Below are 26142 nucleotides of genomic sequence, written 5' to 3' on the forward strand. Positions count from 1 at the left end.
CGTTGGTCGTTCGGTGCCGGTGCGGTGTCGATCCCCAGCCCCTAGAGTGGGCGGACGCGATCACTGTATGGATCGAAGTAGATGTCTGTGAGGTTCGGTGTCCCGTCCGGAACGGATCGAGTGGCCGCGCGGCTTCCCCTCCCGGTCGCTGTCGACCCTGGTGTGGTACGTCGTGTCCGCCGGCCTGGTCGTCCTCCTCGTCCGGGGCCTGTTCGCCGACGAGCCCGAGATCCTCGTCTCCGGCGCCGACAACCCGCTGGCCGACGCTCCCATGTGGACATTGGTCCTGGCCGTGGTCGGGGCGATCCCCATGCTCCTGGCCGTCGTCCGCCGTCCCCGGGTCGGTGCCGACCACTTCGCCCTGACGGTCCGCCCGGGCTGGATCCGCACCCTGGTCCTGCCGTGGTCCCGCGTCGCCGACGTGGCGATGGTCGAGATCGAGGAGGAGCGCTACCTCGTGGTGCGCCTGCGCGACAGCCTGGACAGTCGCCGTCAGCCGTCGTCGGACTCACTGGTCGCCTTCGCCGCGTAGTGCAGCGCCGTCCGCACGTCGCCCACCTCCAGGATCCGCATGCCCGGCGGGGTGACGCCCGTCGCGGCCGGGCCGCAGCCGGGCGGAACGAGGGCGAAGCGGAAACCCAGCCGGGCGGCCTCGGCCAGCCGCCGGGGGGCGGCGCCGATGCGGCGGACCTCGCCGGTCAGGCCCACCTCGCCGATCGCGACCAGGTCGGGCGGCATCGGCAGCTCGTGAGCGGCCGATGCCGCGGCCAGGGCGAGGGCCAGGTCGGCGGCGGGCTCGGTGACCCGCAGGCCGCCGACCGTCGCCGCATAGACCTCCCGGTCGTGCAGTTGGATGCCGGCGCGGCGCTGGAGGACGGCCAGGACCATGGCGAGGCGGGCCGAGTCGAGGCCGCTGACCGTGCGGCGCGGTGAGCCGGGCATCTGGGCGCCGATGAGGGCCTGGACCTCGGTGACCAGCGCGCGGCGGCCCTCCATGGCGACGGAGACGCAGGTGCCGGAGACCGCGTCCGCATATCGCGTCAGGAACAACCCGCTCGGGTCGGGCAGGCTCGTGATGCCGCCCTCGTGCATCTCGAAGCAGCCGACCTCGTCGGCGGCGCCGAACCGGTTCTTCAGGCCGCGGACCATGCGCAGTGAGGAGTGCTTGTCGCCCTCGAAGTTGAGCACCACGTCGACGAGGTGCTCGAGGACGCGGGGACCCGCGACGTTGCCGTCCTTGGTGACGTGGCCCACGAGCACCGTGGCCAGGCCGCGCTCCTTGGCGATCGCGACCAGGGCGGCGGTCACGGCACGGACCTGGGTGACGCCGCCCGCCACGCCGTCGGTGCCGGGCGCGGAGACGGTCTGCACCGAATCGAGGATCAGCAGGCCGGGCTTGACGGCGTCGAGGTGGCCGAGCACCGCGGAGAGGTCGGTCTCGGCGGCGAGATAGAGCCGCTCGTGCAGGGCGCCGATCCGCTCGGCCCGCAGCCGGACCTGGCTCACCGACTCCTCGCCGCTGATCACCAGCGAGGGACTCTCACCCTGCAAGGCCCACTGCTGGGCCACGTCGAGCAGGAGGGTGGACTTGCCGACACCGGGCTCGCCGGCGAGCAGGACGACACCCCCCGGGACGATGCCGCCGCCGAGGACCCGGTCGAACTCGCCGACCCCGGTCGGGCGGGCCTTGGCCGGTGCGGCGCTGATCTGGGCGATCGGGCGGGCCGGCTCGAGCGGGGCGCGGGACGGGACGGCGCGGAGCGCGACGGGACCGGTCGGGCCGCCGACGGCCTCGATGACCGAACCCCACTCACCGCACTCCGGGCACCGGCCCATCCATTTCGGCGGCCGATGCCCGCAGACGTCGCACTGGTAGATCGCGCCCTTGCTCTTCGTCACACCCGAAAGCTAGCCGACGGGTATGACAGAAACCGCGCTAGTGGTGCCCTTCCTCGCCGCCCCCCACAACCGCGCTCGGCTTCGGCAGCGGGCTCAGCGGGGTGGTCATCGGCAGCTCCGCCAGCTTGAGGGTGGTCGTCGTGCCGTCGGCGTAGGTGAACGTGAACGTGATATCGGGCAGGTTCTGGCCGGGCTTCAGCGGCTCACCGGTGAGCGGCGAGACGGCCAGGTAGGTGCCCGCGTCATGGGTCAGCGCGACCATGCCCGCGACCGGGATGTCGATGCTGATCTGCGAGGTGCCGGGCGACGCCGGCGACGGAGCCGCGGCCGACTTCGAGGGGGATGCCGAGCCCGGCACGGAGGCCGACCCGGAGGGGCGCCGCGAACCGGACGGCGAGGCGTCGGCCGAGGAGGGAGCCGCCGTCGGCGCGGCCCCGGCCGAGGAGGGAGCCGCCGTCGGCGCGGCCCCGGCCGAGGACTTGCCGACCAGCACGACCGTGCCGGCGGGCGTGGTCACGCCGGTGAGCTTCACGGCCTGCTTGCTGTTGTTGAACAGCCGCACGCTGAGCGGCACCGTCGAGCCGGCCTTGTACCCGTCGGCGAACACCACGGCGGCGTCGCGCAGTGCGAGGTGTCCGTCGGCGCTGTCGGCGTTGACGCCGGGAATGGCGGGCACCTGGGTGTCGGTTCCGGTGATCTGTCCGGCACCGCACCCGGAAAGCAGGCCGACGCTCAGCGCGGCGGAAGCCAGGAGCGCGGCGCCGAGCACCGTGCGGCGGCGAAACGAACGCGTCACCTTGGGGTCCTCCATCTGGTGTCCCATCTACGGGTGGCCGCACTACAGCCTAGATGCCCTTGATCTGCCGATTACGCGCACCCTGAGCAAAGTGACCTCGGTCCAGTTCCGGCCGGGGATCAGCCCAGGCTCAGGCCGCTGACCAGCAGAAATACCACATCGATCAACGCCACCGCGATGACGGACAGGAAGGGGACGCGGGACGCCGGGTCGCGGCGCATCGCATACCACCCGAACGACAACGAGGCCAGGGCGAGTGCGAGGGCCGGCCAGAAGAGTGCCGGGGGCGGGCCGGGCGGACCGACGGCGAGGGTGACGGTGGCGGCGAGCAGCAGCACTGCGGCGGCGGCCAGCGATCCCCGCCGGCCGAGCAGGTGGGGCAGGCCCTGGACGCCGGTACGGACGTCGTCGTCGAGGTCGGGCAGGGTGTTGACGAAGTGCGCGCCGGCCCCGAGCAGCCCGCCTGCGGCCAGCAGCCACAGCGGCGGGGTCTTGCCCGCGCCGAGGGCCACGAACGCGGGCAGGCACGCGAACGACACCGCGTACGGCAGCACCGAGACCTGGGTCGACTTGAGCGGCCAGTCGTAGAGCAGCGCGGACACGAGAGCGAGCGTGGCGACGAGCCCCGCCGTCCAGCCGGACAGGAACCCGAGCGGCACGGTCGCCACCGCGGCCGCCGCCCCGAGCGTCGCCACCAGTCGCCGCGACACCGTCCCGGCCGCGACCGGCTTGTCCGTGCGCCCGACGGCCGTGTCCCGGGGCGCGTCGATCGCGTCGTTGACCCAACCGATCGACAACTGGCTGGCCAGCACCGCGGCCGCGGCCGCGACCACGCCCGGCCAGGGCCGATCGAGGCCGATCGACAGCAGGGCCGCGACCGCGGTCACGCCGACGGCCGGTTCCGGGTGGCTGGCGCGCAGGAGCGGGATCGCAACCGACATTCGGCAAGTGTGGCCGCCGGAAGGGTTCCATGTCAGGCTCGTTCCATGCCAGCGGTGCGGCGAGCTCGCAACGACCCGGGTCAGTATGACGACCTGGCCGGCGAATGGTGGCGCCCCGGCAGTCCGCTGTCGATGTTGTACTGGCTGGCGCGCGCCCGAGCTCACCTGATCCCACCCGCCGAGCGTGAGGGCGCGGTCCTCGTCGACCTCGGCTGCGGTGGCGGCCTGCTCGCCCCGCACGTCGCCGGCAAGGGCTATCGGCACATCGGTGTCGACCTCATCGTCTCCGGCCTCGAGCAGGCCGAGCAGCACGGCGTGGTGCCGGTGCTGGCCGACGCCGCCCGGCTGCCGTTCGCCGACGGCAGCGCCGACGTGGTGAGCGCGGGTGAGCTGCTGGAGCACGTGCCGGACGTGCCCCGGGTGATCGCCGAGGCCTGTCGCATCCTGCGCCCGGGTGGCTGGCTGGTCCTCGACACGATCAACGACACGCTCCTGGCGCGGCTCGTCGCCGTGCGCCTCGCCGAGGCGGTGATCCCCGCCGTCCGCGGCATCCACGACCCGAAACTTTTTGTCGACCCGCGGCGGTTGCAGGCAGAATGCGCCCGCCACGGGGTACCCCTCGACGTCCGGGGGGTCCGCCCGACCTTGCCCGCGCTCGTCCGCTGGCTGGTGACCCGCCGCAACGCTGTGCCGATCGTGCCGACGTTCTCGACCGCGATCCTCTACCAGGGGCGCGGCAGGAAGGGGAATCAGTGACGGGTGCCGCTATCGCGGGGATGGGTGTGACGTTCCCCGGGGAGATGCGCCAGGACGAGGTGTGGGCAGGCTTCTTCGCGCGGCACTACAACGGCTCCCGCCGGGGGCTGGCCAAGCGGATCTTCGCCAATTCCGGGGTGGTCAGCCGCCACGGGGCGGTGAACCCGCTGGTCGAGGACGCGTCTGGCTGGTCGACGGCGCGCCGGATGGGTCGGTACCTCACCGAGGCGCTCCCGCTGGGCAAGGACGCCGTCGGCAGCGCCCTGAACGCCGCGGGGCTGCGCCCGGACGAGATCGGGCTGTTCGTCGTGTGCTCGTGCACCGGATACGCGACGCCGGGCCTGGACATCCTGCTGGCGCGGGACCTGGGCATGGCCGCCGACACGCAACGGCTGTTCGTCGGGCACATGGGCTGCTACGCGGCGCTGCCGGGGCTGGGTGCGGCGTCGGACTACGTCGCCTCCCGGGGCCGGCCGGCGGTGCTCTTGTGCCTGGAGTTGACCAGCCTGCACGTACAACCGCCGAGTGAGGATCCGCAGCAGATCGTGGCGCACGCGTTGTTCTCGGATGCCGCGGCCGCGCTCGTGCTGGTCCCGGACGCGACGGGCACGCAGGTGGCGGACATCGCCGCGGTGACCGACACGGCGACGGCCGACCACATGACCTGGGACGTGACCGATCTGGGGTTTCGGATGGGGCTGTCGCCGAAGGTGCCGGACGTGTTGTCGGCCTACGTCGGCGACCTGGTCGGCGGGCTGCTGGCCCGGCACGGGTTGACGTTGTCCGATGTGGACGGGTGGGCGGTGCACCCCGGCGGTCCGCGCATCCTCGACGTGGTGCGGGACCAGTTGGAGCTGCCGGACGCGGCGCTGGCCGAGTCGCGCGGGACGCTCGCGGCGCACGGGAACTGCTCGTCGCCGACGGTGCTGCTGATCCTCGACGCGCTGCGCCGCCGGGCCCGCGGGCGGCCTCGGACGACGGTGATGCTGGCGTTCGGCCCTGGCTTGACGTTGTACGGCGTGTTGCTGCGCGGCTGAACCTCTCAGTGCAGTTTGGCCAGGTCGTCGGCGAAGTCGTCGGCCGACGTCACGGCCTTGGTCGCGCGGATCACGGTGCCGTCGGGGGCGACCAGCACGGCGGCGGTGGTCCGGTCGGTGGTGAGGTCCGGCACCGCGGCCCGCACCGAGTTGTTGGGGTCGGCGACCGCCTTGACCCGCACCGCCTCGTTGAGCCCGCCCGGCAGGGTGGGCAGCCGGGTGGCCACGACGAGCACGGTCGTGTGCCTCGCCGGTGACGATGCCGGGGTCGCGCCGGCTGCCACGGCGTTGACGGTGCTCGTGATCAGGTGCTCGCAACTGCATCCCTCGACCAGGAGGACCACGGCCGGGGAGAGGTCCTTGACCGGCAGCGCGGTGCCGTCGGCGTCGAACAGGCTGAGCCTCGCCAGGGACGCCGCGGGCGCGCTCGCCGCCGGGGCGACGTGCGGGGTGACGGGGCGGGGCACTCTGCCCGGCCACGCTACGGCGAACAGGCTGACGAGTGTCGCGATGACCGCGATCGACATGATGAGCAGCGGCACGGCCAGGCCGGGTGAATCGTCGGTGGTGCGGCGGACGGGCTCCGGCTTGAGGTGCAGACGGCGGCGCCAGCGGCGGCGCAGGGTGGCACGGCGGAATTGCTTGCGGATGTGCGTGCCCTCGTCGTCGAGAGCACCCGGATCGTCGGGAATGATGATCGTGCCCCACTCCGGGGGGAGGTCAGGCAGGCCACCGCCCTCGTGCGGCCGATCACCACCGCCGTTGTCGCCGCGCAGCGTGCCCATCGCTGTTCTCCTCGCACCTGCCTCAACTTTCCCTCACACAGCGCCTGCGCGCCAGAGGGACTCTCCATCGAGATGTGTGCGTATTCTCCCACGCTCCGCCGCTGGCGGCGTCACTCAGAGTGGCGATCTGGCGGGCCGTGTGCGGCGTGGGAGCCACTTGCGACAATCAATCAGAAATGTCCGACTGGCTGGTCATTTGTGCGTGCTGCGGGTTGTTGATCCGTTACACAGCAGGTTCCACGATTCCTGTCAAGCGGGAGAAAGGGGACTCACATGTGTTCTGACCTGCGCGAATGCTGCTCTCCGGGATGGGACGACAGCGCGTGACCGTGTTACCCTAGACACAGCGAAAGGGGTTTCGAACCTATGGTTTTCAGTGTCGGCGAGACCGTTGTCTACCCCCACCACGGGGCCGCACTCATCGAGGCAATCGAGACTCGGGTCGTCAGGGGCGAGGAGAAGCAGTATCTCGTCCTCAGGGTCGCTCAGGGTGACCTGACGGTGCGGGTGCCCGCCGAAAACGCCGAGATCGTCGGCGTGCGTGAAGTGGTTGGCGAGGAAGGCCTGACGAAGGTCTTCGACGTCCTCCGCGCTCCGCACACCGAGGAGCCGACCAACTGGTCGCGGCGTTACAAGGCGAATCTGGAGAAGCTGGCCTCCGGCAATCCGCTCAAGGTCGCTGAGGTCGTGCGTGACCTGTGGCGTCGCGACCGGGAGCGCGGACTGTCGGCCGGCGAGAAGCGCATGCTCGCCAAGGCGCGGGACATTCTGGTCGGCGAGGTGGCGCTTGCCGAGAAGAGCACCAAGGACGAAGCGGAGACGCTGCTCGACAAGGTGTTGACCGAGGCCTGACATTCCAGCCTGGCTATCACTTCGACCGAGGACCGCGACGTGACGGCGCACTCGAACGTGCGTGGTGACGTCGCGGTCCTCGTGCCTGCGGCCGGATTGGGGATCCGACTCGGACCCGGCGGCCCCAAGGCGCTTCGACTCCTGCGCGGCGAGCCGCTGCTGGTTCACGCTGTGCGACGGGTGGCGATCGCGCCCTGTGTCGGCCGCATCGTCGTGGCCGCTCCCGCGGACGCCGTCGACTTCGTGGCCTCGCTGCTGGCACCGATCGCCGATGTGACGGTCGTCGCGGGCGGTGCCACCCGGCAGGCTTCCGTGTCGGCGGCGCTCGCCGCTGTGCCGGCGGAGTTCGACATCGTGCTCGTCCACGACGCGGCGCGCGCACTGACCCCACCGGAACTGGTGGAGGCGGTGGCGTCGGCTGTTCGAGGAGGGCACGGCGCCGTCATACCCGTTCTGCCGGTGGTCGACACCATCAAACAGGTAGACAATTCGGGCATCGTGCTCACGACCGTCGACCGTTCAGCGCTGCGTGCCGTGCAGACTCCGCAGGGTTTCCGCCGCGACGTCCTGGTGAAGGCTCACGAGGCGGCCGTCGACGACCACACCGACGACGCCGGCATGGCCGAGAAGCTCGGCGTCGAGGTCCACACCGTGCCCGGCTCGGAGGCCGCGCTGAAGATCACCCGCCCGTTCGACCTGGCGGTGGCGGAACTCCTGCTGTAGCTCGCCCGATGATCCAGGGAAACGTCCGGTCGCCCTGGCACAAGCCCCGCACTTCAGCCGTGTGGTCGTCGGTCAACCTCCGGTGTTGCGCTATGGGACGGTGACGCACGGTCGTGCGGGTGGGTGTCTTCCGCTCGTGATCGCAGTTGGACCCGGGTGGCGCGTTCCGGGTCGGGGTGACTCCTTGGTCATGGGGTCGAGTGGCGTGGCGGCGGATGCGGCGGAACGCGGGCCGGCCGGCAGGCCCCGGCGGTGACGTCACTGCCCCGAATTGTCGGCCTTGCCCAAGTTGGCAAGGGGTCCCGGAGCTGAGCTTCGCGACCTTGCGTCCTGACAGCGCAAACGCTCCCTGGATCATGGAGTCGGTTGTGTTCGGGCTCGGCGGGCGTGTCAGGTCGAGTTGGCCTTGGTCGCTTTCCGTGACCAGCCAGTCTTCGGGGCCACGGAAAGTCGCCAAGGTCAACTCATTTCCGGGGCCTTGGAAGGGCGGCTGCGGGTGCGTTCAGGCGGTCGCTGGAGCGGCCGGGGAGACCGGGGTCGCTGCCGTGGCCGCCGGCGAGCAGTGGTGCTTGCGGGGGCGGCGGCGCCAGACCAGGAAGCTGCCGATCGAGCCGCCGATGCCCAGCGTCAGGATCACCCCGCCGGCGATCGACATGCCGGCCGCGTCGCCGCGAGCCGTCGCGGAGCCGAGGGCGGCATAGGCCAGCGTCGCCGGCAGGGCGCCCAGCGCCGTGCCCGCGATGAACGAGCGCAGCCGCACCCGCGTCGTGCCGAACAGATAGTTCGAGACGCCGAAGGGCACCAACGGGATCATTCTCGAAATCACCACCGCCAGGATGCCGCGCTTGGCCACGGCCTGTTCGACGAGCAGGAGCCGGCCACGCAGGTGGCGGACCATGAAGTCGCGGCCGAGGAAGCGGCCGATGGTGTGCGCCAGAAGGGCGCCCAGGGTGACACCGACGAGGATGTACAGCGCGCCGTTCGAGAAGCCGAACACCAGGCCCCCCACCGCCGACAGCAGGGTCCTCGGCAGCAGCGCGGTCGTCAGCAGAGCGGCACCGAACACCGCCACCACCGGGGCGAACGGGTGATCGGGCCCGATCAGGTGGGTGAGTGACGTGCGGTCGGGGCCGAACGCGAGCATCACCGCGAACAGCGTCGCCACCAGCACGGCAAGCAATCCGAAGCGCAGAGCGGCTCCGGTGCGCCACCATCGCTGGGGGCTCTTCGGGGTCGTCAGATAGCTGCGCACCCGACCCAGCCTAGGCCCAGATCGCGGCTCTGCCGAGTCCGGTGACGCCCAGGCAACCGGAAGTTCACGGTCGCGCACCGAACGTCGTACCCTCCGCTGGTGATGTTGATCGGGACCGGGACAGACGTCCACGCCTACGAATCCGGGCGCGAATGCTGGGTCGCCGGGCTGCGGTGGGACGGTGTCGACGGGCTGGCCGGCCACTCCGACGGCGACGTCGCCGCTCACGCGATGTGTGATGCGCTGTTGTCGGCCGCCGGCCTGGGTGATCTCGGGGCGAACTTCGGCACCGGCCGGCCGGAGTGGGCCGGCGCGTCCGGGATCACCCTGCTGCGCGAGACGGCCAGGCTGGTCCGTGCGGCCGGCTTCGAGATCGGTAACGTCGCGGTGCAGATCATCGGCGTGGCGCCGAAGGTCGGCAAGCGGCGGGCCGAGGCCGAGGCGGTCCTGCGGGAGGCGATCGGCGGCATCGTGCGCGTCTCCGGCACCACAACCGACGGCCTGGGCTTCACCGGCCGGGGTGAGGGACTCGCCGCCACCTCCGTAGCATTGATCTACCCTGTGCAGAAAGAGGCCTGAGTGAACGACACGCTGCGTGAACTGCTCGACCGCCGGGCGTTCCTTGTGCTCAGTACGATCAACCCCGACGGAGCGCCGCAGTCCAGCGTGATCTGGGCGAAGCACGACGGCGGCGACCTCGTCTTCTCCACCATCCGCGGCCGCCGGAAGACCCGCAACATGGAGCGGGACCCCAGGGTGTCACTGTGTGTGTACGATCCCGCGAACCCCTACCGCTACGTCGAGGTCCGCGGGACCGTCTCGCTCACCGAGGAGGGCGGGCCGGAGCTCATCCAGGAGCTCAGTCGTGCATACGGCGGCCAGCCGTTCACCGAGCCGGTGCCCGGCGTCACCCGTGTGGTCTGCCGGGTAAGCGCGACCAAGATCATCGAGCACTAGGTCCAAAGGCCGCCGATTGGGGCGCGGGGCTCGGAGGTGTCGTCGCCGGGGTGCGCGTTCCGCCGTAATCCGCCGCCGTGCCGCTCGACCTCATGATCATGGGAAAGATCTGGCTATCGGGGCAGCCGGATCTTTCCCATGATCTGGAGTCCCGACCTGGAATGCGCCAGCGGCGCGGCGGTCTCGGCCATGGTGCGCCGGGAGGACGGGTTCGTCCGTCCCGGGTTCGGTGGCGACCGCGAGCGACAGGCACCCACTCGCACGACTGTGCGTCACCGTCCCATAGCGCGACACCGCTTGTCTACGCGGTCCTGGCGCCAGCCCAGGTCCAGGCGTAGCCGGCGTCCTCGATCGACAGTGCCGGTTCGCACAGGTCCAGCGGCCGGAACGTGTCGACCATCACCGCGAGCTCGTCGAACGCCTCGGCGCCGATGGCGCGCTCGACCGCGCCCGGCTGCGGGCCGTGGGTGAAGCCGCTCGGGTGCAGCGAGATGGAGCCCTGCTCGATGCCCGAGCCGCGCCGGGCCTCGTAGTTGCCGCCGGTGTAGAACAGCACCTCGTCCGAGTCGACGTTGTGGTGGTTGTACGGCACCGGGATCGCCAGCGGGTGGTAGTCGACCTTCCGCGGCACGAACGAGCAGATCACGAAGTTCGGCCCCTCGAACGTCTGGTGTACCGGCGGCGGCTGGTGCACCCGCCCGGTGATCGGCTCGAAGTCGTGGATCGAGAATGCCCACGGGTAGAGGCAGCCGTCCCACCCGACGACGTCGAACGGGTGATTTGCGTAGATGTGCTCGGTCCAGCCGCGGCGGTGCTGGACGAGCACGGAAATGTCAGACCCCTCCGTGAGTATGGGCGCCGTGGGGGCACGCAGGTCGCGTTCGCAGTAGGGCGCGTGCTCCAGGAACTGTCCACGCACAGACAGGTAGCGCCGCGGGGGGCCGATATGTCCAGTCGCTTCGATCGTCAGCAGTCGCACCGGGCCGTCCACGGGGATCAGCCGGTGGATCACCGAGGTGGGAATGATCGCGTAGTCGCCCTCGGTCAGGTCGAGCACGCCGAAGGTCGACTCGACGGTGAGCCGGCCCGCGGAGACGTAGAGGCACTCGTCGCCGACCGCGTTGCGGTAGAGCGGCGAGGGCTGGGACGCCTCGGCGAAGGAGATGCGCACGTCGTCGTTGGCCAGCAGGTGTTGCCGGCCGAGCACCGCGTCGACCGGCTCGCCGCCGAGTTTGCCGGTCTGGAAGTGCCGCGGTTTGAGCGGCAGGTTCGGGATGCGCGACCAGGCCGGCGGCTCGAAGACCGTGGCGGAGACGATCGCGGTCGGTGCGTTGCGGTGATAGAGCAGCGAGGAGTCACTCGAAAAACCCTCCTGCCCCATCAGCTCTTCCCTGAACAGCGAGCCGTCCGGTTGACGAAACTGGGTGTGGCGCTTCGGCGGCACGTCGCCGACGCGGCGGTAGTACGGCATCACGGCCTCCAGAGGGAAACGTTGGAGTGTCCGGATAGCGGACGAAGTTGTCCGCCCTGTATAGCGTCCACTAGATTCGGAAGCCGTGTCAAACGCAGTGCCGCCCCTGCTGACAGCCCTCATCGACGACGCCGCGGTGTTCCCGCCCGGCAGCGCGCCACTCGCTGACGCTGTCCCTGCCCACGCCCGTCACCGCGAGAGTTGGTATTCGCCGCTGATCGGCCCGTTGTTGCTGCCCGTCGCCGACCTGGGCAGCCCGGTGCTGGCCGCCCACAGCACCGGGATCGGCGTCATCGGCGAGCCGGCCGCGATCGAGCGCGCCCTGCCGCAACTGCCGGCGACGGTTCGGCAGGTCGAGAGCCCGGTCGCCAAGCGCGGCGAGGATCCGAGCCCCGGCATCAAGCGACTCGCGGCGCTCATGCGGAGGGGCGCCGAGCCCCTGGAGTGGTATTTCGAGGTGCCGCTGGCCTGGGGACTCATGTCCGCGCTCGACGAGCTGGCCGACCTGCGCGCCGAAGGGCTGCGGGCGTCGGCGAAGTTCCGCACGGGCGGTCTGGCGGCCGAGCTGTTCCCGTCGCCGGTCGAGCTGGCCGCGGTGATCTGCGGCTGCCGCGACCGCGAGCTGCCGTTCAAGCTGACGGCCGGCCTGCACAACGCGGTCCGGCACACCGATCCGGAGACCGGGCTGGTCCACCACGGGTTCCTCAACGTGCTGGTCGCCACGCTCGCCGCCGCCGAGGGCGCCGAGCCCGCCGACCTGGCCGAAATTCTCGCCAGCACCGACGCGCTGCCACTGGCCGACGCCGCCCGCGCCGCGCTCGACCGCGAGCGGCCCCTCTGGGCCGGCTTCGGCAGTTGCGGCGTCGAAGAGCCGGTCAGCGACCTGAGCATCCTCGGACTGCTGCGCCGGCCGAGATCTCCGGACCTGTCGGTGGGCGGGCACTCGACCTCGGGTCCGAGCGGTTCCGGCCTGACCGGCGTCGGTCCGTCGGGCGCCGGGTCATCGGCCGCCGGTCAGCAGGGTTCGTGCGTGACCGGCCCCGGGCCGGCGGGTTCCGGGCCGGGCACGACACAGGGACCGGCGCGGGAGATGGAGGAGGGCGCGTGACCACCTGGTTGGAGCTGGCGGACGACGATCCGTTCGGGGTGCACAACCTGCCGTTGTGCGCGTTCGGGGCGGGGTGCTGCTCGTGGGTCGGGGTCCGGATCGGGGACCGGATCCTCAATCTGGCCGGGGCCGAGCACGAGGGGCTGGTCGACGCCGGAGGGGCGTTCGACGGGGAGCACACGCTCAATCGGTTCCTCGCCCGGGGTCGGCCCACGTGGACTCGGGTCCGCGAGCAGTTGACCGAGCTGTTCACCGACCCGAAGCGCCGCGGTGCGGTCGAGCCGCTGCTGTTCAACCTCGCCGGCGTGCGGCTCAACCTGCCGTTCGAGGTCGCGGACTACGTCGACTTCTACTCTTTCGAGGAGCACGCGACGAACCTCGGGAAGCTGTTCCGGCCCGGGGCGGAGCCGCTGCTGCCGAACTGGAAGCACCTCCCGGTCGGATACCACGGGCGGGCCGGCACCGTCGTGGTCTCCGGCACCGACATCCCCCGGCCGTGGGGGCAGCGGAAGCGGCCCGACGAGTCCGCGCCGACCTACGGGCCCTCCGAGCGGCTCGACATCGAGGCGGAGCTCGGGTTCGTCGTGGGGGTGGACTCCGAAGGGGCGGTGAGCGTCGACGACTTCCGCGAGCACGTGTTCGGCGCGGTGCTGGTCAACGACTGGTCGGCGCGGGATCTCCAGGCGTGGGAGTACCAGCCGCTGGGGCCGTTCACCGGCAAGTCGTTCCGCACATCGATCTCGCCCTGGGTGGTGCCGCTCGACGCGCTGGACGCCGCCGAGGTGCCCGGCCGGCGGCAGGATCCGGAAGTGCTGCCCTATCTGCGGGGGCGCGAGCACTACGGGTACGACATCCGTCTTGAGGTCTTCTGGAACGAAACGCTCGTGGCGCGTCCGCCGTTCGAGGGCATGTACTGGACGCCGGCGCAGCAGTTGGCACATTTGACCGTCAACGGGGCATTCGCCCGAACCGGTGATTTGTACGCGTCGGGGACGATCTCGGGGGCCGTCGCCGAGGAGACCGGATCGTTCATCGAACGGACCTGGAACGGCGCACAGCCGGTCCGGCTGGCGGACGGTTCGACCCGTAGCTTTCTCCTCGACGGCGACACCGTCACGATTTCAGCGACCGCGCCCGGGGTAGACGGTGCCGTGGTCGCCTTCGGTGAGGTGACCGGGACCGTTGTGAAGCAGTCGTGATGAAGGTGTGAGTCTGCTGTCGATAGACGGTCACCGTGAGCAAGTCGCGACAATCGCCGGGTATGGTGCCCGGCGGAGGTGGTTATGGGGACGGGTCCGGCAGAGCTTCGGCGGCTCGTGCGCCCTAGCGGTTGGTCACGCCCTGTGCGCAGAGTGCTGACGGGGCTGTTCGCGGTCGTGGTCGTGTCCGCGATGGGGATCACCTCCTATCGCACCCTGAAACCGGCCGAAACGGTCAGCAGCGCGAAGAAGCCGGTGCCGTCGCCGGAGCCGATCAAGTCGATTCAGTACGCGGAGCTGCCGTCCGCGCCGCTGATCGTCGAAGGGCGGCTGCGGGTCTACACCGAGCAGCGGCGTGTCTTCGCCGACACACCGGTGACCGCGCTGCGGGAGATGACGCCCCACTGGGCGTATCGGCGCTGGCCGGCCGAGGTCGTCTCGGTCGTCGCCGTCGAGAAGCCCGCCAGCGGCGTCGGGATGTCCGTCGTCATCACGAAATGGTCCGACGGTGAGATCGTCGCGCTCGACGCCGAGAAGGGTGACATCGTCTGGCAGGTCCGCATCGAGCCCGCCGACGGCGAGACGTTCAAGGGGCGGCGCACCGGCGCGAAGACGATGTACGAGCCGGAGGACCTGTTCGTCACCGCGTCCTCGATCGACAAGCAGCCGATCGTCCTCGCCACCGGCAAGGACGCTGTCCACGCCTTCGACCCGACCGACGGGCACGTCAAGTGGGAACATTCGTTCACGAACGAGCCCGGCTGCCGCACCATCGACTGGACCGGCACCGACGCGTACTTCGTGAAGGACACCTGCAGCAAGCCGGCGACGCTGGAGATCTACGACGCGGCGACCGGCGTGATGCTCAACACCTGGCGCCCGCCGGGCGCGTCGATCGGCCCGCCGAACGTCACCAACTGGTACCTCGAGCCCGCCTCCTGCCAGATCGGCCGCTCGGGCTGCGCCGTGTTCAAGGCCGCGCCGACGGGTGACGTGGTCAGCTTCGCCGACGCGGCGTCCGGGGTGGGCACGATCACCCCGACGTACTGGTCGCTCGGCGCCGACCACCTGATCCGTCCCGAGTCGGTCGTGGACAAGGACACCATCGTCATCGTCGGCGACACCGTCGCCCAGCAGGTGACCGGCGGCTACATCTGGGCATACTCCCGCACGACCGGAAAGCGGCTGTGGATGTCGGAGGTCGCCGGCGCGCTCATCGGCGGCGACCAGCGCAACGTCTACATCATCAACAGCCAGTACCAGTTGCTGGTGCTCAACCTGGAGACCGGCGCGGTCACGTCGAGCACCGAGCTGCGGATCCGTCCCGAGGACAAGTTCGTCTACAACGAGTACTACCTGCACGCCGGCTATCTGGTGGTCGAGCGGCTGCAGACGACGAAGGAGTCCGAGATCGACGACAAGTACTACTTCAGCATGAACACGGTGGTGCTGGTCGGCATCGGCTGACCCCGCTTGCCGGGTGACCCTGGTGGGTTGCCGGGGTCCTGGCCACGGCAACCCACCATGGGCAACTTGAAGCCGGCGGAGCGGCTACAGGACGGCGGCGAGGAACTTGTCGTTCTCCTCCGGGGTGCCGATCGTGACGCGGACGCCGTCACCCTGGAAGGCTCGCACGATCACACCCGCGGCTTCGCACTTCGCGGCGAAGTCGGCCGACTTGTCGCCCAGCGGCAGCCAGAAGAAGTTGGACTGCGTCTCCGGCACCTCGGGGTACACCTTGCGGACCGCGGTCAGCACGCGCTCCCGCTCGGCGACCACCAGACCGACCCGGCGGCGCATCTCGTCCTCGGCGGCCAGGGCGGCCAGGGCCGCGGCCTGGGCGGCGCCCGACGTCGAGAACGGGGTGACGACCTTGCGGACCGCGGCCGCCACCTCGGGCGAGCCGACGAGGTAGCCGATACGCAGGCCGGCCAGGCCCCACGCCTTCGACAGGGTGCGCAGGACGACGACGTTCGGGCGGTCACCGTATTCCACCAGGCCGTCAGGCACGGTGTCGTCGGTGACGAACTCGCGGTACGCCTCGTCCAGGGCCACGACGATGTTGTCCGGCACCTTGTCGAGGAACGCGTCGAGCTCGGCCTTGCGGACCGCGGTGCCGGTCGGGTTGTTCGGGTTGCACACGATCACGAGGCGGGTCCTGCCGGTGATCGCGGCGGCCATCGCGTCGAGGTCGTGGCCGTGGTCGGCGGTGTTGGGCACCCGGACGCTGGTGGCGGCCGTGGTGGCGCCGATGATCGGATACGCCTCGAAGGAACGCCACGCGTACACGGCTTCGTCACCGGGCAGGCAGGTCACCCGGAACAGGTGCTCGAAGAGGGCCACCGAGCCGCAGCCCGTGGCGACCCGGTCGGCGTCGACACCGAGGCGGGACGCGATCTTCTCGCGGAGCGCGACGACGCCCATGTCGGGGTAGCGGTGCACGCCCGCGATCGCCTCGGCGACGGCGTCCACGACGCCGGGCAGCGGACCGTAGGGCACCTCGTTGCTGGCCAGCTTGATCGCGCCGGGGACGCTGCGGCCGGGCACGTAGGCGGGAAGGGCATCGAGGTCGGGGCGGGTGAGGCTCATCGCTGTTCTCCGGCGTTCTCGGACGGTGAGGGTGTGGAGGATTCCGCCCGCACCACGACGGTGCCGGCGGAGCGGTCGTGGAACGCCCGGCGCAGCGGCCAGTCGATCACCGGGGAGAGGCTGTCGAGGAACTGGAGGACGAAGCCGATGCCACAGGTCCACAGCAGGACCGACAGGCCCAGTGGGTTCCAGCGGCGGATGGCCCGGCCGAAGCCGATCGGCTCCTCACTCTCCAGACGCATCACCTTGATCTTGAGCAGGCGTTTGCCGACGGTCTGCCCGCTGTTGGCGATGGAGGGCACCTCGTACGCGAACCAGAGCGCCGCGATCAGGATGAGGATCACGATCTGCAGCGAGTTGGCGCGATCCGGGGCGACGATGTCGCTCATCGACTCGTTGGCGGTCCAGCGCCGGTAGAACTCGCGATAGTACGGCATCATCTCGTCGATGTACTGATAGACGAACCAGCCGGTGACGGCCACGCTGAGCATCGCGACGATGGCGATGTCGATGAGCCGGGCGAGCAGCCGGGCACCGAGTGGCGCGATCGGCCGGCCGTGCGGCTCGACGGCACCCTGGCCCGGGAGTCCGGGCTGCGGGGGCAGCAGCACCTGGACGGCGCCGGTGGGCAGGGCGCCCTGCTGCAGCAGCCCGGGCGGTGCCGGTGTGCCGGGTGGCAGGACGATCGCGCCGGGCGGGAGCTGCCCGGGCGGGAACCCGCCGGGTGGCACCGGCGTGCCGGGCGGGAGGACGACGGCTCCGTGCGGCAGTGGCGTGCCGGGCGGGACGGGCGCCGGCGGCCGGCCCGGCACGGCCGGCGAGCCGGGCGCCCCTGGCGCCCGTGGCGCACCTGGAGCGCCGGACGTGCCTGGAGCGCCGGCAGGACCGGGCGCGCTCGCGGAAGAGCCCGGGGCGCCGAAACCACCCGGAGCGCCCGAAATGCCGCCGTAGGGCGGTGGCGCTGCCGGAGAGGCGGGCTCGGACGACTCCGGCGGAGCGGACGAGGGCTGAGTCGAGGCTGAAGAAGACGAGGCTGAAGAAGACGAGGCGGAGGAAGACGGCGGCGTGGACGTGGGTTTGGCCCAGGAGGGCGGTTCGGCACCCGGCGGAGGGCCGGACGGCGCCGGTCCGGACGCCGGGATCGGCTCTCCGAGCCACCCTTCCCCGTCCCAGTACCGCTGGACGTCAGGGTCGACCGGATCCTTGTACCAACCGGGTTCTGTCACGTGCTGACCTTTACCACAACCGTCTCCGCCACCTTGTCGTGCAGGCACTGCTGATACGGCTTGTCCCAAAGCTGCCACAGTCCGTCAACCCAGGAGAACAGTGGCACTATGCCGCCGACCAGGAACTGCATCGCCCAGCGCTTCGCGGCGACCCCCCGGGTGATCGGCGCCGCAGGGTTGTCCAGCCGGATCAGTCGCAGTTTCATCGCCCGCTTGCCGAGCGTAACCCCCCGGCGGCTCGGGAACAGCTCCACGTGGTAGAGGTAGACCGCCACCATGAACAGCGCGATCAGGCCCAGCTCGACGGCCAGGAGCGGTCCGAAGATCATCGCGAAGTTGGGCTCGCCGATGATCTCGCCGGTCTCCGGGTCGGTCGGCAGCCCGGCGACCTGCGCGCCGATGATCGCGATCACGCCGAACATCGCGGGGATCGCCAGCAGGAAGAACACGCCCATCAGGACGGCGCTGTCGATGAGGTAGGCGAGGAGCCGGTCCCCGAAACCGGCCAGTGGCATGCCGTTGGGCGCCCGCGGCACGGGCGGCGCGGCCGTGAATTGTGGTCCATATTGTGGATAAGCCTGTGGATAACCGGGTGGTGGCCCATAGCTGGGGACACCACCCGGTCTCGGCTGGCCGGGGTAACTCACCCGGACAGTGTTACAGGTTTCCGCGACGTTCCTGTTCTCGCTCGATGGCCTCGAACAGCGCCTTGAAGTTGCCCTTGCCGAAGCCGAGCGAGCCGTGCCGCTCGATGAGCTCGAAGAAGACGGTCGGGCGGTCCTGCACCGGCTTGGTGAAGATCTGCAGCAGGTAGCCGTCCTCGTCGCGGTCGACGAGGATGCCGCGGGCCTTGAGCTCCTCGATCGGGGCGCGGACCTCGCCGATGCGGGCACGCAGCTCCGGGTCGTCGTAGTAGGAGTCCGGCGTGGTGAGGAACTCGACACCGGTGGCGCGCATCTCGTCGACGGTGCGCAGGATGTCGTTCGTGGCCAGGGCGATGTGCTGGGCGCCGGGCCCGCCGTAGAACTCCAGGTATTCGTCGATCTGCGACTTCTTGCGCGAGACCGCCGGCTCGTTGAGCGGGAACTTCACCTTCCGGGTGCCGCTGGCGACGACCTTGCTCATCAGCGCCGAGTACTCGGTGGCGATGTCGTCGCCGACGAACTCGGCCATGTTCGTGAAGCCCATGACCCGGTGGTAGAACTCGACCCACTCGTCCATGTGGCCGAGCTCGACGTTGCCGACGACGTGGTCGACGGCCTGGAAGTACCGCCGTGCCGGCGGGGCGACGATCGGCTGCCGCGCCACGAAGCCGGGGCGGAACGGCCCGGAGTAGCGGGAGCGGTCGATGAGGGTGTGCCGGGTCTCGCCGTACGTGGCGATGGCGGCGACCCGGACGACGCCGTGCTCGTCCTGCTCGTCGTGCGGCGTCTCGACGCCGGTGGCGCCCTGCTTGAGCGCGAACGCATAGGCGGTGTCGACGTCCGGCACCTCCAGCGCGATGTCGACGACGCCGTCGCCGTGGCGCTCGTGGTGCTGGGTCGCCTCGGCCTGCCGGTGCACGCCACCGGCCAGTACGAACACTGCGGAACCGGACTTGAGCACGTATTCGGCGTGGTTGCGGTAGCCCTGCTCGGGTCCACGACAGGCGATCAGCGTCATGCCGAAGGCCGTCGAATAGTAGTGCGCGGCCTGCTTGGCGTTGCCGACGTAGAACCGGACGTGATCGAGGCCGGTGAGCGGGAAGGGGTCGTGGGAGGTGTCGTGTTCGACGGCCCCGATGAGCTCGTTGAGGTCTTCGACAGCGCGGGTCATCTCGTCAGATTCCCGCCCGGCGGGAGGCTGGGCAAGGAACGCTATTCTGCATGGTCAGGTTGACCATTTCGCGGCAGATTTGGCGGGTACTGGTGAGCAGATTGCCCAGTGAAATCGACACTCTCGATGCACGGCTGATCGCGCTGCTGAAGGCCGAGCCGAGGATCGGCGTGCTGGAGTGCTCCCGGCGGCTGCGCGTCGCGCGTGGCACCGTCCAGGCGCGGCTCGACCGGCTCGCCGAACGGGGCGTGATCCGCGGCCACGGACCCGAGATCGACCCGGCGGCGCTGGGCTACGGCGTGACCGCGTTCGTGACGCTGGAGATCCGCCAGCGCTTCGGCCACGATCCGGTCGCCGCCCACCTGGCCGAGATTCCGGAGGTCCTCGAAGCGCACACGATCACCGGCTCCGGCGACCTGCTGTGCCGGATCGTGGCCCGGTCCAACGCCGATCTGCAGCGGGTGATCGACCGGGTGATGAACTTCGAGGGCATCGTGCGCTCGTCGACGATCATCGCCCTGGCGGAGCAGATCCCGTATCGTGTGCTTCCGCTGGTGACGGCCGCCGCCGCTCGCCCGGAAGGGTGAATCCTCGCGACACGGGCATTCCCGGCCATCCATCGCCGTATCATCCGCCGCCGGTACCGTGCTTGCCGTGGCGAGGAGAGGAGCGGTCCGCAACTTCGAGACGGCGCTCGGCGCGATCGGCGTCCTGGCACTGATCATCACGGGCATTCTGGTCACCGGCTGGAACCCGGTCCCCAAGGTCACCGACTGGTGGGAGAAGGTCTCCGCCAACGCCGGCAAGCTCTCCGCGCCGGAGACCTCCTGGACCGACCGGGTCGGCGGCCAGCCGTCCGCCGCGGTCGTCGCCGGTGACGCGGCGATCGTGACGATGCGCGGCACCATCGAGGCCCGCGGCCTGAGCACCGGCACCGTGCTGTGGACGAAGGAGGCCGACTGGGCCGGCGTGGCCGGCGACGACGCGAACGTCGTCGCGATCGTCGGACGGCGCGGCCAGGGCCTGCAAGCCCTCGACCCGTCCAGCGGCAACCCGAAGTGGAAGGACGGCGACGCGATCGGCGCGTGGACCTACCGTGACGTGGTCCTCACGCTCGCCTGTGCCGCGATGGCGGACTGCACGCTGACCGCCCGCGCCCCCAAGGACGGCGCGCAGTTGTGGAAGCTGGCCCTGCCCGGCATCGGCCGCGTCCACAACGGCGTCAACAGCGACCTGCTCGGCACCCGGCTGTTCTCCGACACGTTCGAGGACGCGGTCTCGGCGATCCCCCGCTCGGTCCCCGCGATGCTGGGCTTCCCGATCGACCAGCGGGTCCAGGTCGTCGACACGGTCAACGGCAAGCGGCTGCGCCAGGAGGAGCCGAGCGCGACGTCCCGCGTGGTCGTGGCCGGCGGCCGCGTGCTCGTGTCCACGGCGACGCCGAAGGACGGCAACTGCCGGTACAGCCTCGAAGCACGCGACGCCTCGACCGGCAAGTCGGTCTGGAAGAAGGACGGCTACAACCTGCGCACGTCGTCGGGCGTCGGCTGCGAGCAGCGCAAGGACCCCTCCGGCGCCGACACCGTGATCGTGGCGACGCGGGGCGACAACCGCGAGGTGTTCCTGTCGCCGCGCGACGGCAAGGAGCTGTGGGCCGGCAACGACGGCGACGAGATCGTGGCGGCCGACAGCCAGTACGGCCTGGTGCGCACGAACGGCGGCAAGACGCTGGTCGTCGTGAACCTCACCAAGGGTGGCAAGGCCTGGGAGCACGGGATCTCGGCAAAGTCCGACATCGCGGTGACCCGCTGGGCGGTGCTGGTGCGCGACTCGTCCGAGGGCGGCAAGCTGCTGGCGTACGCTCCGGACAGCGGCCGGCGATTGCTGGACGCGAAGACCTCGTCGGACGTGCTGGGCGTCGGCGAGAAGGGTTTGATGATCGGCCGCGGCCGGACGATCGGTTACCTGCCGTTCTCCTGACCGCCCCGGGGTGACCTGACCGAGGTGGTGGACATCGCCGCCGCGCTGCGCCGCCTCGGCGTCGTCGACCGAGGTCACCGGCGCGACCGGAACGTTTCCGGACCCGCCGGTGAGGTAGACGTCTGCTGTGGAACGGCGCAGGTACGGCTTTGTGGTGGTGGCCAATCGGCTGCCCCTTGACCGCATCACCGACGAGCGGGGTGAGCAGCACTGGGCCCGCAGTCCCGGTGGGCTGGTGAGCGCGTTGGAGCCGATCGCGCGGAGCGCCGGCGGGGCCTGGGTGGGTTGGACCGGCGGTCCGGACGACGACACCGAGCCGTTCGAGGCCGACGGAGTGTACCTGCGGACGGTGCCCTTGAGCGGCGAGGAGGTCGACCGCTACTACGAGGGGCAGTCCAACTCGACGATCTGGCCGCTGTTCCACGACGCGGTCGAGCAGCCGGCGCACCGCCGCGAGTGGCGTATCGCGTACGAGACGGTCAACCGCCGCTTCGCCGAGGCAACGGCAGAGGTCGCCGACGACGGCGCGACGGTGTGGGTGCACGACTATCAGTTGTTGCTGCTGCCGAAGCTGTTGCGCGACCTGCGGCCCGACCTGCGCATCGGCTTCTTCCTGCACATCCCGTTTCCGCCGGTCGAGCTGTTCATACAGCTCCCGCGGCGCGCCGAGCTGCTGCGCGGGCTGCTCGGCGCCGACCTCGTCGGCTTCCAGCAGCCGCTGGCGGCGCAGAACTTCCTGCGGCTCACCGCCCAGCTCCTCGACCTGCGTCCGCACGGCGAGCAGGTCGAATACCAGGGCCGCACGGTCACGGCCCGGGCGTTTCCCATCTCGATCGACGTGTCGGAGATCGACAGGCTGGCCGCCGACCCCGAGGTCCAGGCGGAGGCCTCGCGACTGCGCCGGGAGCTCGGCGGTGACCGGCGGCTGTTGCTCGGCGTCGACCGGCTGGACTACACCAAGGGCATCGACCAGCGCATCGAGGCGTACGGCGAGTTGCTCGCCGACGGCACGGTGAGCAACGACGAGGCCGTCCTCGTCCAGGTGGCCACCCCGAGCCGGCAGCGTGTCGCGCAGTACCAGCAGCTTCGCGAGCGGGTGGAGCGTGAGGTGGGCCGGATCAACGGAGAGTTCGGCGACGTCGGCCGGGTGCCTGTGCAGTACCTCTTCCAGTCCCGATCCCGGGAAGAACTGGTGGCGCTGTACCTGGCGGCCGACGTCATGCTGGTCACCCCGTTGCGCGACGGCATGAATCTCGTCGCCAAGGAGTACGTCGCGGCCCGCCGGGACGAGGGCGGTGCGTTGGTGCTCAGCGAGTTCACCGGCGCCGCCGACGAGTTGCACGGCGCGTTCCTGGTCAACCCGTACGACGTGGAGGAACTCAAGCGCGGCGTCAGCGCGGCACTGCGGGCCGACCCCGAAGAGCTCACCGACCGGATGCGCCGGATGCGTGAGCAGGTCTGGGAGCACGACGTGGACCACTGGGCCCAGGAGTTCCTCCGGGCGCTCGGCCGCCACCCCCTGAGCGCCACACCCTGAGCTGCCGCCGTCCTCGTGCTCGCCGGCGCGGCGGCGAGCCGTGCCGCGTCGAGCGCAGGTTCTTGCGGCATGGTGCACAACAGCAACCGGCGCATCCGGGCGGCCGGTGCTCCGGACGGGCGTGTCGTTCAGCGGTCGCCGATACCGCCGAGGGCGAGCGCCGCAATCACCGCCAGGAAGAACCCGAGGATCACGAACTCACCCGTCTGGCTCCATGCTGCCTTGCCGGCCCCGGTCGCGGTCTCCTTCGCCGCGGCGACGTCCCGCCAGGCGCGGCGGGCGATCGCGTATAGAACCCCGATGCCGAAGCCGACGACACCACCCGCCAGGAACCCGCCGAGGGTGACATGCGAGGAGTGGTCCATCCACCGAGCATGACAAAGATATAGCCGGACATGAATCGACCGGGACGGGGAGCGATTCCGGGTCCGCGCCGCCGCGGAGGCGGCGACGGGGCACACGTCGATGGATGGAACAGCTACGATCGGCCGCCATGGGGGCGATCAAGCCGTGGCGGCTACTGAGCGGCACGGGGTCGTTGGGCTGAACTTCGCGGTCCGGTCGACGGTCCTACCGCCGGCCGATCTGCAGGGTCGGCTGAGGACTCGTCACCTCGGCGAAGAAGTCGTTGCCCTTGTCGTCGACGACGATGAACGCCGGGAAGTCGACCACGTCGATCTTCCAGACCGCCTCCATGCCGAGTTCCGGATACTCGATGACCTCGACGTGCTTGATGCAGTCCTGCGCGAGCCGGGCCGCGGGGCCGCCGATCGAGCCGAGGTAGAAGCCGCCGTGGGTCTTGCAGGCGTCGGTGACCTGCTTGGAGCGGTTGCCCTTGGCCAGCATGACCATCGAGCCGCCGGCGGCCTGGAACTTCTCGACGTAGGCGTCCATCCTGCCGGCCGTCGTCGGGCCGAACGAACCCGAGGCGTAGCCCTCGGGGGTCTTCGCCGGGCCGGCGTAGTAGACGGCGTGGTCGCGCAGGTACTGCGGCATCGGCTCGCCGGCGTCGAGGCGCTCGGCGATCTTCGCGTGGGCGATGTCGCGGGCCACGACCAGCGGGCCGGTCAGTGACAGGCGGGTCTTCACCGGAAGCTGGGATAGCTGGGCGCGGATCTCGGCCATCGGCCGGTTGAGGTCGACGGTCACCACGTCGTCGTCGAGGTGCTCGTCGGTGACGTCGGGCAGGAACCGGGCCGGGTCGCGCTCGAGCTGCTCCAGCCAGACGCCCTCGCCGTTGATCTTCGCGACGGCCTGGCGGTCGGCGGAGCAGGACACCGCGATCGCGACCGGGCAGGAGGCGCCGTGCCGGGGGAGACGGACGACGCGGACGTCGTGGCAGAAGTACCGGCCGCCGAACTGGGCGCCGATGCCGAAGTTGCGGGTCAGCTCCAGCACCTCGGCCTCCAGCTCCAGGTCGCGGAAGCCGTGGCCGACGGCGGTGCCCGACGTGGGCAGTCCGTCGAGGTACTTCGCCGAGGCCAGCTTCGCGGTCTTCAGCGCGTGCTCGGCGGAGGTGCCGCCGATGACGATCGCCAGGTGGTACGGCGGGCAGGCGGCGGTGCCGATGAGCCGCAGCTTCTCCTCGAGGAACTGCGTCATCCGTGTCGGGTTCAGCAGGGCCTTGGTCTCCTGGTACAGGTAGCTCTTGTTCGCCGAGCCGCCGCCCTTGGCCATGAACAGGAACTTGTAGGTGTCGTCGCCCTCGGCGTAGAGCTCGATCTGCGCCGGCAGGTTGGAGCCGGTGTTCTTCTCGTCCCACATCGTCAGCGGCGCGAGCTGCGAGTACCGCAGGTTGAGCCGCGTGTAGGCGTCGAACACGCCGCGGGCGATGGCCTCCTCGTCGCGGCCGTCGGTGAGCACGAACCGGCCGCGCTTGCCCATGACGATCGCGGTGCCGGTGTCCTGGCACATCGGCAGCACACCGCCGGCGGCGATATTGGCGTTGCGCAGCAGGTCGAGGGCGACGAACCGGTCGTTGGGCGAGGCCTGCGGGTCGTCGATGATCGAGCGAAGCTGCGTGAGGTGCGCCGGGCGCAGAAAGTGCGCGATGTCGTGCATGGCTTCGTCGGTGAGGCGGGTCAGCGCCTCCGGCTCGACGGTGAGGAACCGCCCGTCGCGTCCGACCCCGTCGCTGGTGACGAGGCGGTATTCGGTGGTGTCCGGGCCGAGGGGCAGCAGGGGGGAGAACGCGAACTCGGGCATGACCTCGACTGTAGTTACTCGATTCCGGCAAGCCTGAGCAGGGCCGCTGTCAGTGCGGCGGCGACCACTACGACGACGAACGGCAGCTTGCGCCAGGCGAGCACCGCGCCGACGAGCACACCGGCGGGCCGGGCGATCCCGACGAACTCGGCGCCGTCGAGCAGCGCCGCGGTGCCGATCAGCGCGGCCAGCAGGGCGACGGCGGCCAGTGTCAGGTACCGCTTGACGGCCTCGGACACGGTCAGCCGCTCCCGCAGGACGGGCCCGGCGAAGCGCAGCGCGTAGGTGCCCGCGGCCAGCGCGATGATGACGACCCAGCTCATCGTTCCGCCTTTTTCCGCCTCGGTACCGGCAGCGCCAGCGCCAGCGCGACGAGCGCGACGAGCACCGGCAGCCCGGCGGGCAGGAACGGCGTGGCCACCAGGGCGAGGGCGGCACCGGCGACGGCGACCTTGACGGAAATCTTGTCCTTCAGCGACGGCAGCGTCAGGGCGAGCAACGCGGCCGGGAAGGCGGCGTCGATGCCGAACGTGGCCGGGTCGCCGAGGGCGCTGCCGGCGACGGCGCCGACGGCGGAGGCGATGTTCCAGGTGACGAACAGGCCGATACCCGTCATCCAGTAGGCGCGGCGGTGCCGGACCGGGTCGTCCTGGGCGAGGGCGAACGCGACGGACTCGTCGGTCATCAGGTGGCTGCCGAGCAGCCGGGCCCCGCGGGTGTCGCCGAGCGGCTGGCTGCCGATCGCGAGGCCGAACGGCAGGTGCCGCGCGTTGAGCAGCAGCCCGGCGAGCACGATGGCCAGGGCCGTGGCGCCCGCACCGGCCAGGCCGACGGCGAGGAACTGGGCGCCGCCGGCGTAGACGACCAGGGACATCGCGATGATCTGGGACAACGGCAGGCCCGCGGCGGAGGCGATCGCGCCGAACGACAGCCCGACGACCACGCCGGCCGCACACAGCGCGGTCACGTCCCGGGCGATCGGATCTGTTCGGAGTATCGAACGCATAGTTCGGT

26 protein-coding genes and 2 pseudogenes are annotated in these 26142 nt (G+C 70.6%); 13 read left to right on the forward strand and 15 right to left on the reverse strand.

All coding sequences use genetic code 11. From position 1 onward, the window contains the following. Positions 1–97: 97 nt before the first annotated feature. Positions 98–532 carry a hypothetical protein gene (locus Drose_RS01335; protein ID WP_260726349.1) on the forward strand — a complete coding sequence of 145 codons (435 nt, stop codon included), beginning with the start codon at positions 98–100 and terminating at the stop codon, positions 530–532. Here Drose_RS01335 and radA read toward each other — a convergent pair. The 3 genes from radA to Drose_RS01350 all read right to left on the reverse strand — a co-directional run bounded on the left by radA (position 493) and on the right by Drose_RS01350 (position 3636). Next, on the reverse strand, positions 493–1899 hold the full coding sequence (gene radA / locus Drose_RS01340; protein WP_260726350.1) for a DNA repair protein RadA: 1407 nt from the start codon (positions 1897–1899) through the stop codon (positions 493–495). The two genes, Drose_RS01335 and radA, sit on opposite strands and share 40 nt — an antisense overlap. Positions 1900–1936: 37 nt before the next feature. Beyond that, positions 1937–2695 (reverse strand): hypothetical protein, encoded by a 759-nt coding sequence (locus Drose_RS01345; protein WP_260726351.1) that lies wholly within the window; start codon positions 2693–2695, stop codon positions 1937–1939. A gap of 119 nt (positions 2696–2814) precedes the next feature. Further along, positions 2815–3636: a UbiA family prenyltransferase gene (locus tag Drose_RS01350; protein WP_260726352.1), complete on the reverse strand. Its 822-nt coding sequence runs from the start codon at positions 3634–3636 to the stop codon at positions 2815–2817. A 45-nt stretch (positions 3637–3681) separates the two neighbouring features. Between Drose_RS01350 and Drose_RS01355 the strand changes: the two genes are divergently transcribed. Then, complete coding sequence (locus Drose_RS01355; protein ID WP_260726353.1) at positions 3682–4392, forward strand: methyltransferase domain-containing protein; 711 nt, start codon at positions 3682–3684, stop codon at positions 4390–4392. A gap of 20 nt (positions 4393–4412) precedes the next feature. Beyond that, the gene (locus Drose_RS01360; protein ID WP_260729567.1) at positions 4413–5429 is read left to right on the forward strand and encodes a type III polyketide synthase; all 1017 of its coding nucleotides are present in this window, start codon (positions 4413–4415) and stop codon (positions 5427–5429) included. Between the two features lie 5 nt (positions 5430–5434). On the opposite strand, the gene Drose_RS01365 is transcribed toward Drose_RS01360, so the two are convergent. After that, a complete protein-coding gene (locus Drose_RS01365; RefSeq protein ID WP_260726354.1) occupies positions 5435–6214 on the reverse strand; it encodes a hypothetical protein in 780 nt (259 codons plus the stop codon). A 366-nt stretch (positions 6215–6580) separates the two neighbouring features. On the opposite strand from Drose_RS01365, the gene Drose_RS01370 reads away from it, so the two are divergent. Both Drose_RS01370 and ispD read left to right on the forward strand, forming a co-directional pair. Continuing rightward, positions 6581–7066, forward strand: a complete 486-nt coding sequence (locus Drose_RS01370; RefSeq protein WP_033363204.1) for a CarD family transcriptional regulator — start codon at positions 6581–6583, stop codon at positions 7064–7066. Positions 7067–7105: 39 nt separating this feature from the next. Next, a complete protein-coding gene (ispD, locus tag Drose_RS01375) occupies positions 7106–7789 on the forward strand; it encodes a 2-C-methyl-D-erythritol 4-phosphate cytidylyltransferase (protein ID WP_260726355.1) in 684 nt (227 codons plus the stop codon). A 502-nt stretch (positions 7790–8291) separates the two neighbouring features. Here ispD and Drose_RS01380 read toward each other — a convergent pair. Beyond that, a complete protein-coding gene (locus tag Drose_RS01380) occupies positions 8292–9041 on the reverse strand; it encodes a TVP38/TMEM64 family protein (protein WP_260726356.1) in 750 nt (249 codons plus the stop codon). Between the two features lie 102 nt (positions 9042–9143). Here Drose_RS01380 and ispF point away from each other — a divergent pair, with 102 nt between their 5' ends. After that, a complete protein-coding gene (gene ispF / locus Drose_RS01385; protein WP_260729568.1) occupies positions 9144–9620 on the forward strand; it encodes a 2-C-methyl-D-erythritol 2,4-cyclodiphosphate synthase in 477 nt (158 codons plus the stop codon). Next, positions 9621–9998, forward strand: a complete 378-nt coding sequence (locus Drose_RS01390) for a PPOX class F420-dependent oxidoreductase (protein WP_260726357.1) — start codon at positions 9621–9623, stop codon at positions 9996–9998. A gap of 301 nt (positions 9999–10299) precedes the next feature. Here the strand turns inward: Drose_RS01390 and Drose_RS01395 are convergent, their stop codons facing one another. After that, on the reverse strand, positions 10300–11469 hold the full coding sequence (locus Drose_RS01395; protein ID WP_260726358.1) for a homogentisate 1,2-dioxygenase: 1170 nt from the start codon (positions 11467–11469) through the stop codon (positions 10300–10302). 85 nt (positions 11470–11554) lie between these two features. Between Drose_RS01395 and Drose_RS01400 the strand changes: the two are divergent. The 3 genes and pseudogenes from Drose_RS01400 to Drose_RS01410 form a co-directional block, all read left to right on the forward strand. Then, positions 11555–12373 (forward strand): annotated as a pseudogene (locus Drose_RS01400) (hypothetical protein); the annotation flags it as partial. Positions 12374–12573: 200 nt separating this feature from the next. Next, positions 12574–13776 (forward strand): fumarylacetoacetase, encoded by a 1203-nt coding sequence (gene fahA, locus Drose_RS01405; protein ID WP_343871432.1) that lies wholly within the window; start codon positions 12574–12576, stop codon positions 13774–13776. A 144-nt stretch (positions 13777–13920) separates the two neighbouring features. After that, the gene (locus Drose_RS01410; RefSeq protein ID WP_260726359.1) at positions 13921–15243 is read left to right on the forward strand and encodes an outer membrane protein assembly factor BamB family protein; all 1323 of its coding nucleotides are present in this window, start codon (positions 13921–13923) and stop codon (positions 15241–15243) included. 84 nt (positions 15244–15327) lie between these two features. Here Drose_RS01410 and hisC read toward each other — a convergent pair whose 3' ends face one another. The 5 genes and pseudogenes from hisC to hppD all read right to left on the reverse strand — a co-directional run bounded on the left by hisC (position 15328) and on the right by hppD (position 19406). After that, positions 15328–16365: a histidinol-phosphate transaminase gene (gene hisC, locus Drose_RS01415; RefSeq protein WP_260726360.1), complete on the reverse strand. Its 1038-nt coding sequence runs from the start codon at positions 16363–16365 to the stop codon at positions 15328–15330. Further along, positions 16362–17177 (reverse strand): RDD family protein, encoded by an 816-nt coding sequence (locus Drose_RS01420; protein ID WP_260729570.1) that lies wholly within the window; start codon positions 17175–17177, stop codon positions 16362–16364. Before Drose_RS01420 ends, hisC begins: the two co-directional genes overlap by 4 nt. Positions 17178–17528: 351 nt before the next feature. Next, positions 17529–17639 (reverse strand): annotated as a pseudogene (locus Drose_RS39320) (DUF2510 domain-containing protein); the annotation flags it as partial. Continuing rightward, positions 17588–18106: an RDD family protein gene (locus Drose_RS01430; protein WP_260726361.1), complete on the reverse strand. Its 519-nt coding sequence runs from the start codon at positions 18104–18106 to the stop codon at positions 17588–17590. The pseudogene Drose_RS39320 and the gene Drose_RS01430, both read right to left, overlap by 52 nt. Positions 18107–18248: 142 nt before the next feature. Further along, on the reverse strand, positions 18249–19406 hold the full coding sequence (gene hppD / locus Drose_RS01435) for a 4-hydroxyphenylpyruvate dioxygenase (protein WP_260726362.1): 1158 nt from the start codon (positions 19404–19406) through the stop codon (positions 18249–18251). A 92-nt stretch (positions 19407–19498) separates the two neighbouring features. On the opposite strand from hppD, the gene Drose_RS01440 reads away from it, so the two are divergent. The 3 genes from Drose_RS01440 (at position 19499) to Drose_RS01450 (ending at position 22923) form a co-directional block, all read left to right on the forward strand. Next, positions 19499–19993, forward strand: a complete 495-nt coding sequence (locus tag Drose_RS01440; RefSeq protein ID WP_390891302.1) for an Lrp/AsnC family transcriptional regulator — start codon at positions 19499–19501, stop codon at positions 19991–19993. A gap of 67 nt (positions 19994–20060) precedes the next feature. After that, positions 20061–21386: a PQQ-like beta-propeller repeat protein gene (locus Drose_RS01445; RefSeq protein WP_260726363.1), complete on the forward strand. Its 1326-nt coding sequence runs from the start codon at positions 20061–20063 to the stop codon at positions 21384–21386. 127 nt (positions 21387–21513) lie between these two features. Continuing rightward, on the forward strand, positions 21514–22923 hold the full coding sequence (locus Drose_RS01450; RefSeq protein ID WP_260726364.1) for an alpha,alpha-trehalose-phosphate synthase (UDP-forming): 1410 nt from the start codon (positions 21514–21516) through the stop codon (positions 22921–22923). 128 nt (positions 22924–23051) lie between these two features. Here the strand turns inward: Drose_RS01450 and Drose_RS01455 are convergent, their stop codons facing one another. From Drose_RS01455 to Drose_RS01470, 4 genes are all read right to left on the reverse strand, one after another. Then, positions 23052–23288 (reverse strand): hypothetical protein, encoded by a 237-nt coding sequence (locus tag Drose_RS01455; RefSeq protein ID WP_260726365.1) that lies wholly within the window; start codon positions 23286–23288, stop codon positions 23052–23054. A 205-nt stretch (positions 23289–23493) separates the two neighbouring features. Further along, positions 23494–25128 (reverse strand): fumarate hydratase, encoded by a 1635-nt coding sequence (locus tag Drose_RS01460; protein ID WP_260726366.1) that lies wholly within the window; start codon positions 25126–25128, stop codon positions 23494–23496. Between the two features lie 14 nt (positions 25129–25142). After that, positions 25143–25451 carry an AzlD domain-containing protein gene (locus Drose_RS01465; protein WP_260726367.1) on the reverse strand — a complete coding sequence of 103 codons (309 nt, stop codon included), beginning with the start codon at positions 25449–25451 and terminating at the stop codon, positions 25143–25145. Beyond that, positions 25448–26134, reverse strand: a complete 687-nt coding sequence (locus tag Drose_RS01470) for an AzlC family ABC transporter permease (protein WP_260726368.1) — start codon at positions 26132–26134, stop codon at positions 25448–25450. The genes Drose_RS01465 and Drose_RS01470 overlap by 4 nt, the downstream gene beginning before the upstream one ends. Between the last annotated feature and the right edge of the window lie 8 nt (positions 26135–26142).

Source organism: Dactylosporangium roseum, assembly GCF_025264685.1.
In the GTDB taxonomy this organism is placed as follows: domain Bacteria; phylum Actinomycetota; class Actinomycetes; order Mycobacteriales; family Micromonosporaceae; genus Dactylosporangium; species Dactylosporangium roseum.

Coding starts and splice junctions, on each gene's coding strand:
- ispF (WP_260729568.1), top strand. CDS start 9,144: ATGTTGATCGGGACCGGGACAGACGTCCACGCCTACGAATCCGGGCGC.
- Drose_RS01465 (WP_260726367.1), bottom strand. CDS start 25,451: ATGAGCTGGGTCGTCATCATCGCGCTGGCCGCGGGCACCTACGCGCTG.
- Drose_RS01395 (WP_260726358.1), bottom strand. CDS start 11,469: ATGCCGTACTACCGCCGCGTCGGCGACGTGCCGCCGAAGCGCCACACC.
- Drose_RS01355 (WP_260726353.1), top strand. CDS start 3,682: ATGCCAGCGGTGCGGCGAGCTCGCAACGACCCGGGTCAGTATGACGAC.
- Drose_RS01460 (WP_260726366.1), bottom strand. CDS start 25,128: ATGCCCGAGTTCGCGTTCTCCCCCCTGCTGCCCCTCGGCCCGGACACC.
- Drose_RS01370 (WP_033363204.1), top strand. CDS start 6,581: ATGGTTTTCAGTGTCGGCGAGACCGTTGTCTACCCCCACCACGGGGCC.
- hppD (WP_260726362.1), bottom strand. CDS start 19,406: ATGACCCGCGCTGTCGAAGACCTCAACGAGCTCATCGGGGCCGTCGAA.
- Drose_RS01430 (WP_260726361.1), bottom strand. CDS start 18,106: ATGCCACTGGCCGGTTTCGGGGACCGGCTCCTCGCCTACCTCATCGAC.
- Drose_RS01455 (WP_260726365.1), bottom strand. CDS start 23,288: ATGGACCACTCCTCGCATGTCACCCTCGGCGGGTTCCTGGCGGGTGGT.
- Drose_RS01365 (WP_260726354.1), bottom strand. CDS start 6,214: ATGGGCACGCTGCGCGGCGACAACGGCGGTGGTGATCGGCCGCACGAG.
- Drose_RS01350 (WP_260726352.1), bottom strand. CDS start 3,636: ATGTCGGTTGCGATCCCGCTCCTGCGCGCCAGCCACCCGGAACCGGCC.
- Drose_RS01360 (WP_260729567.1), top strand. CDS start 4,413: ATGGGTGTGACGTTCCCCGGGGAGATGCGCCAGGACGAGGTGTGGGCA.
- hisC (WP_260726360.1), bottom strand. CDS start 16,365: ATGAGCCTCACCCGCCCCGACCTCGATGCCCTTCCCGCCTACGTGCCC.
- Drose_RS01470 (WP_260726368.1), bottom strand. CDS start 26,134: ATGCGTTCGATACTCCGAACAGATCCGATCGCCCGGGACGTGACCGCG.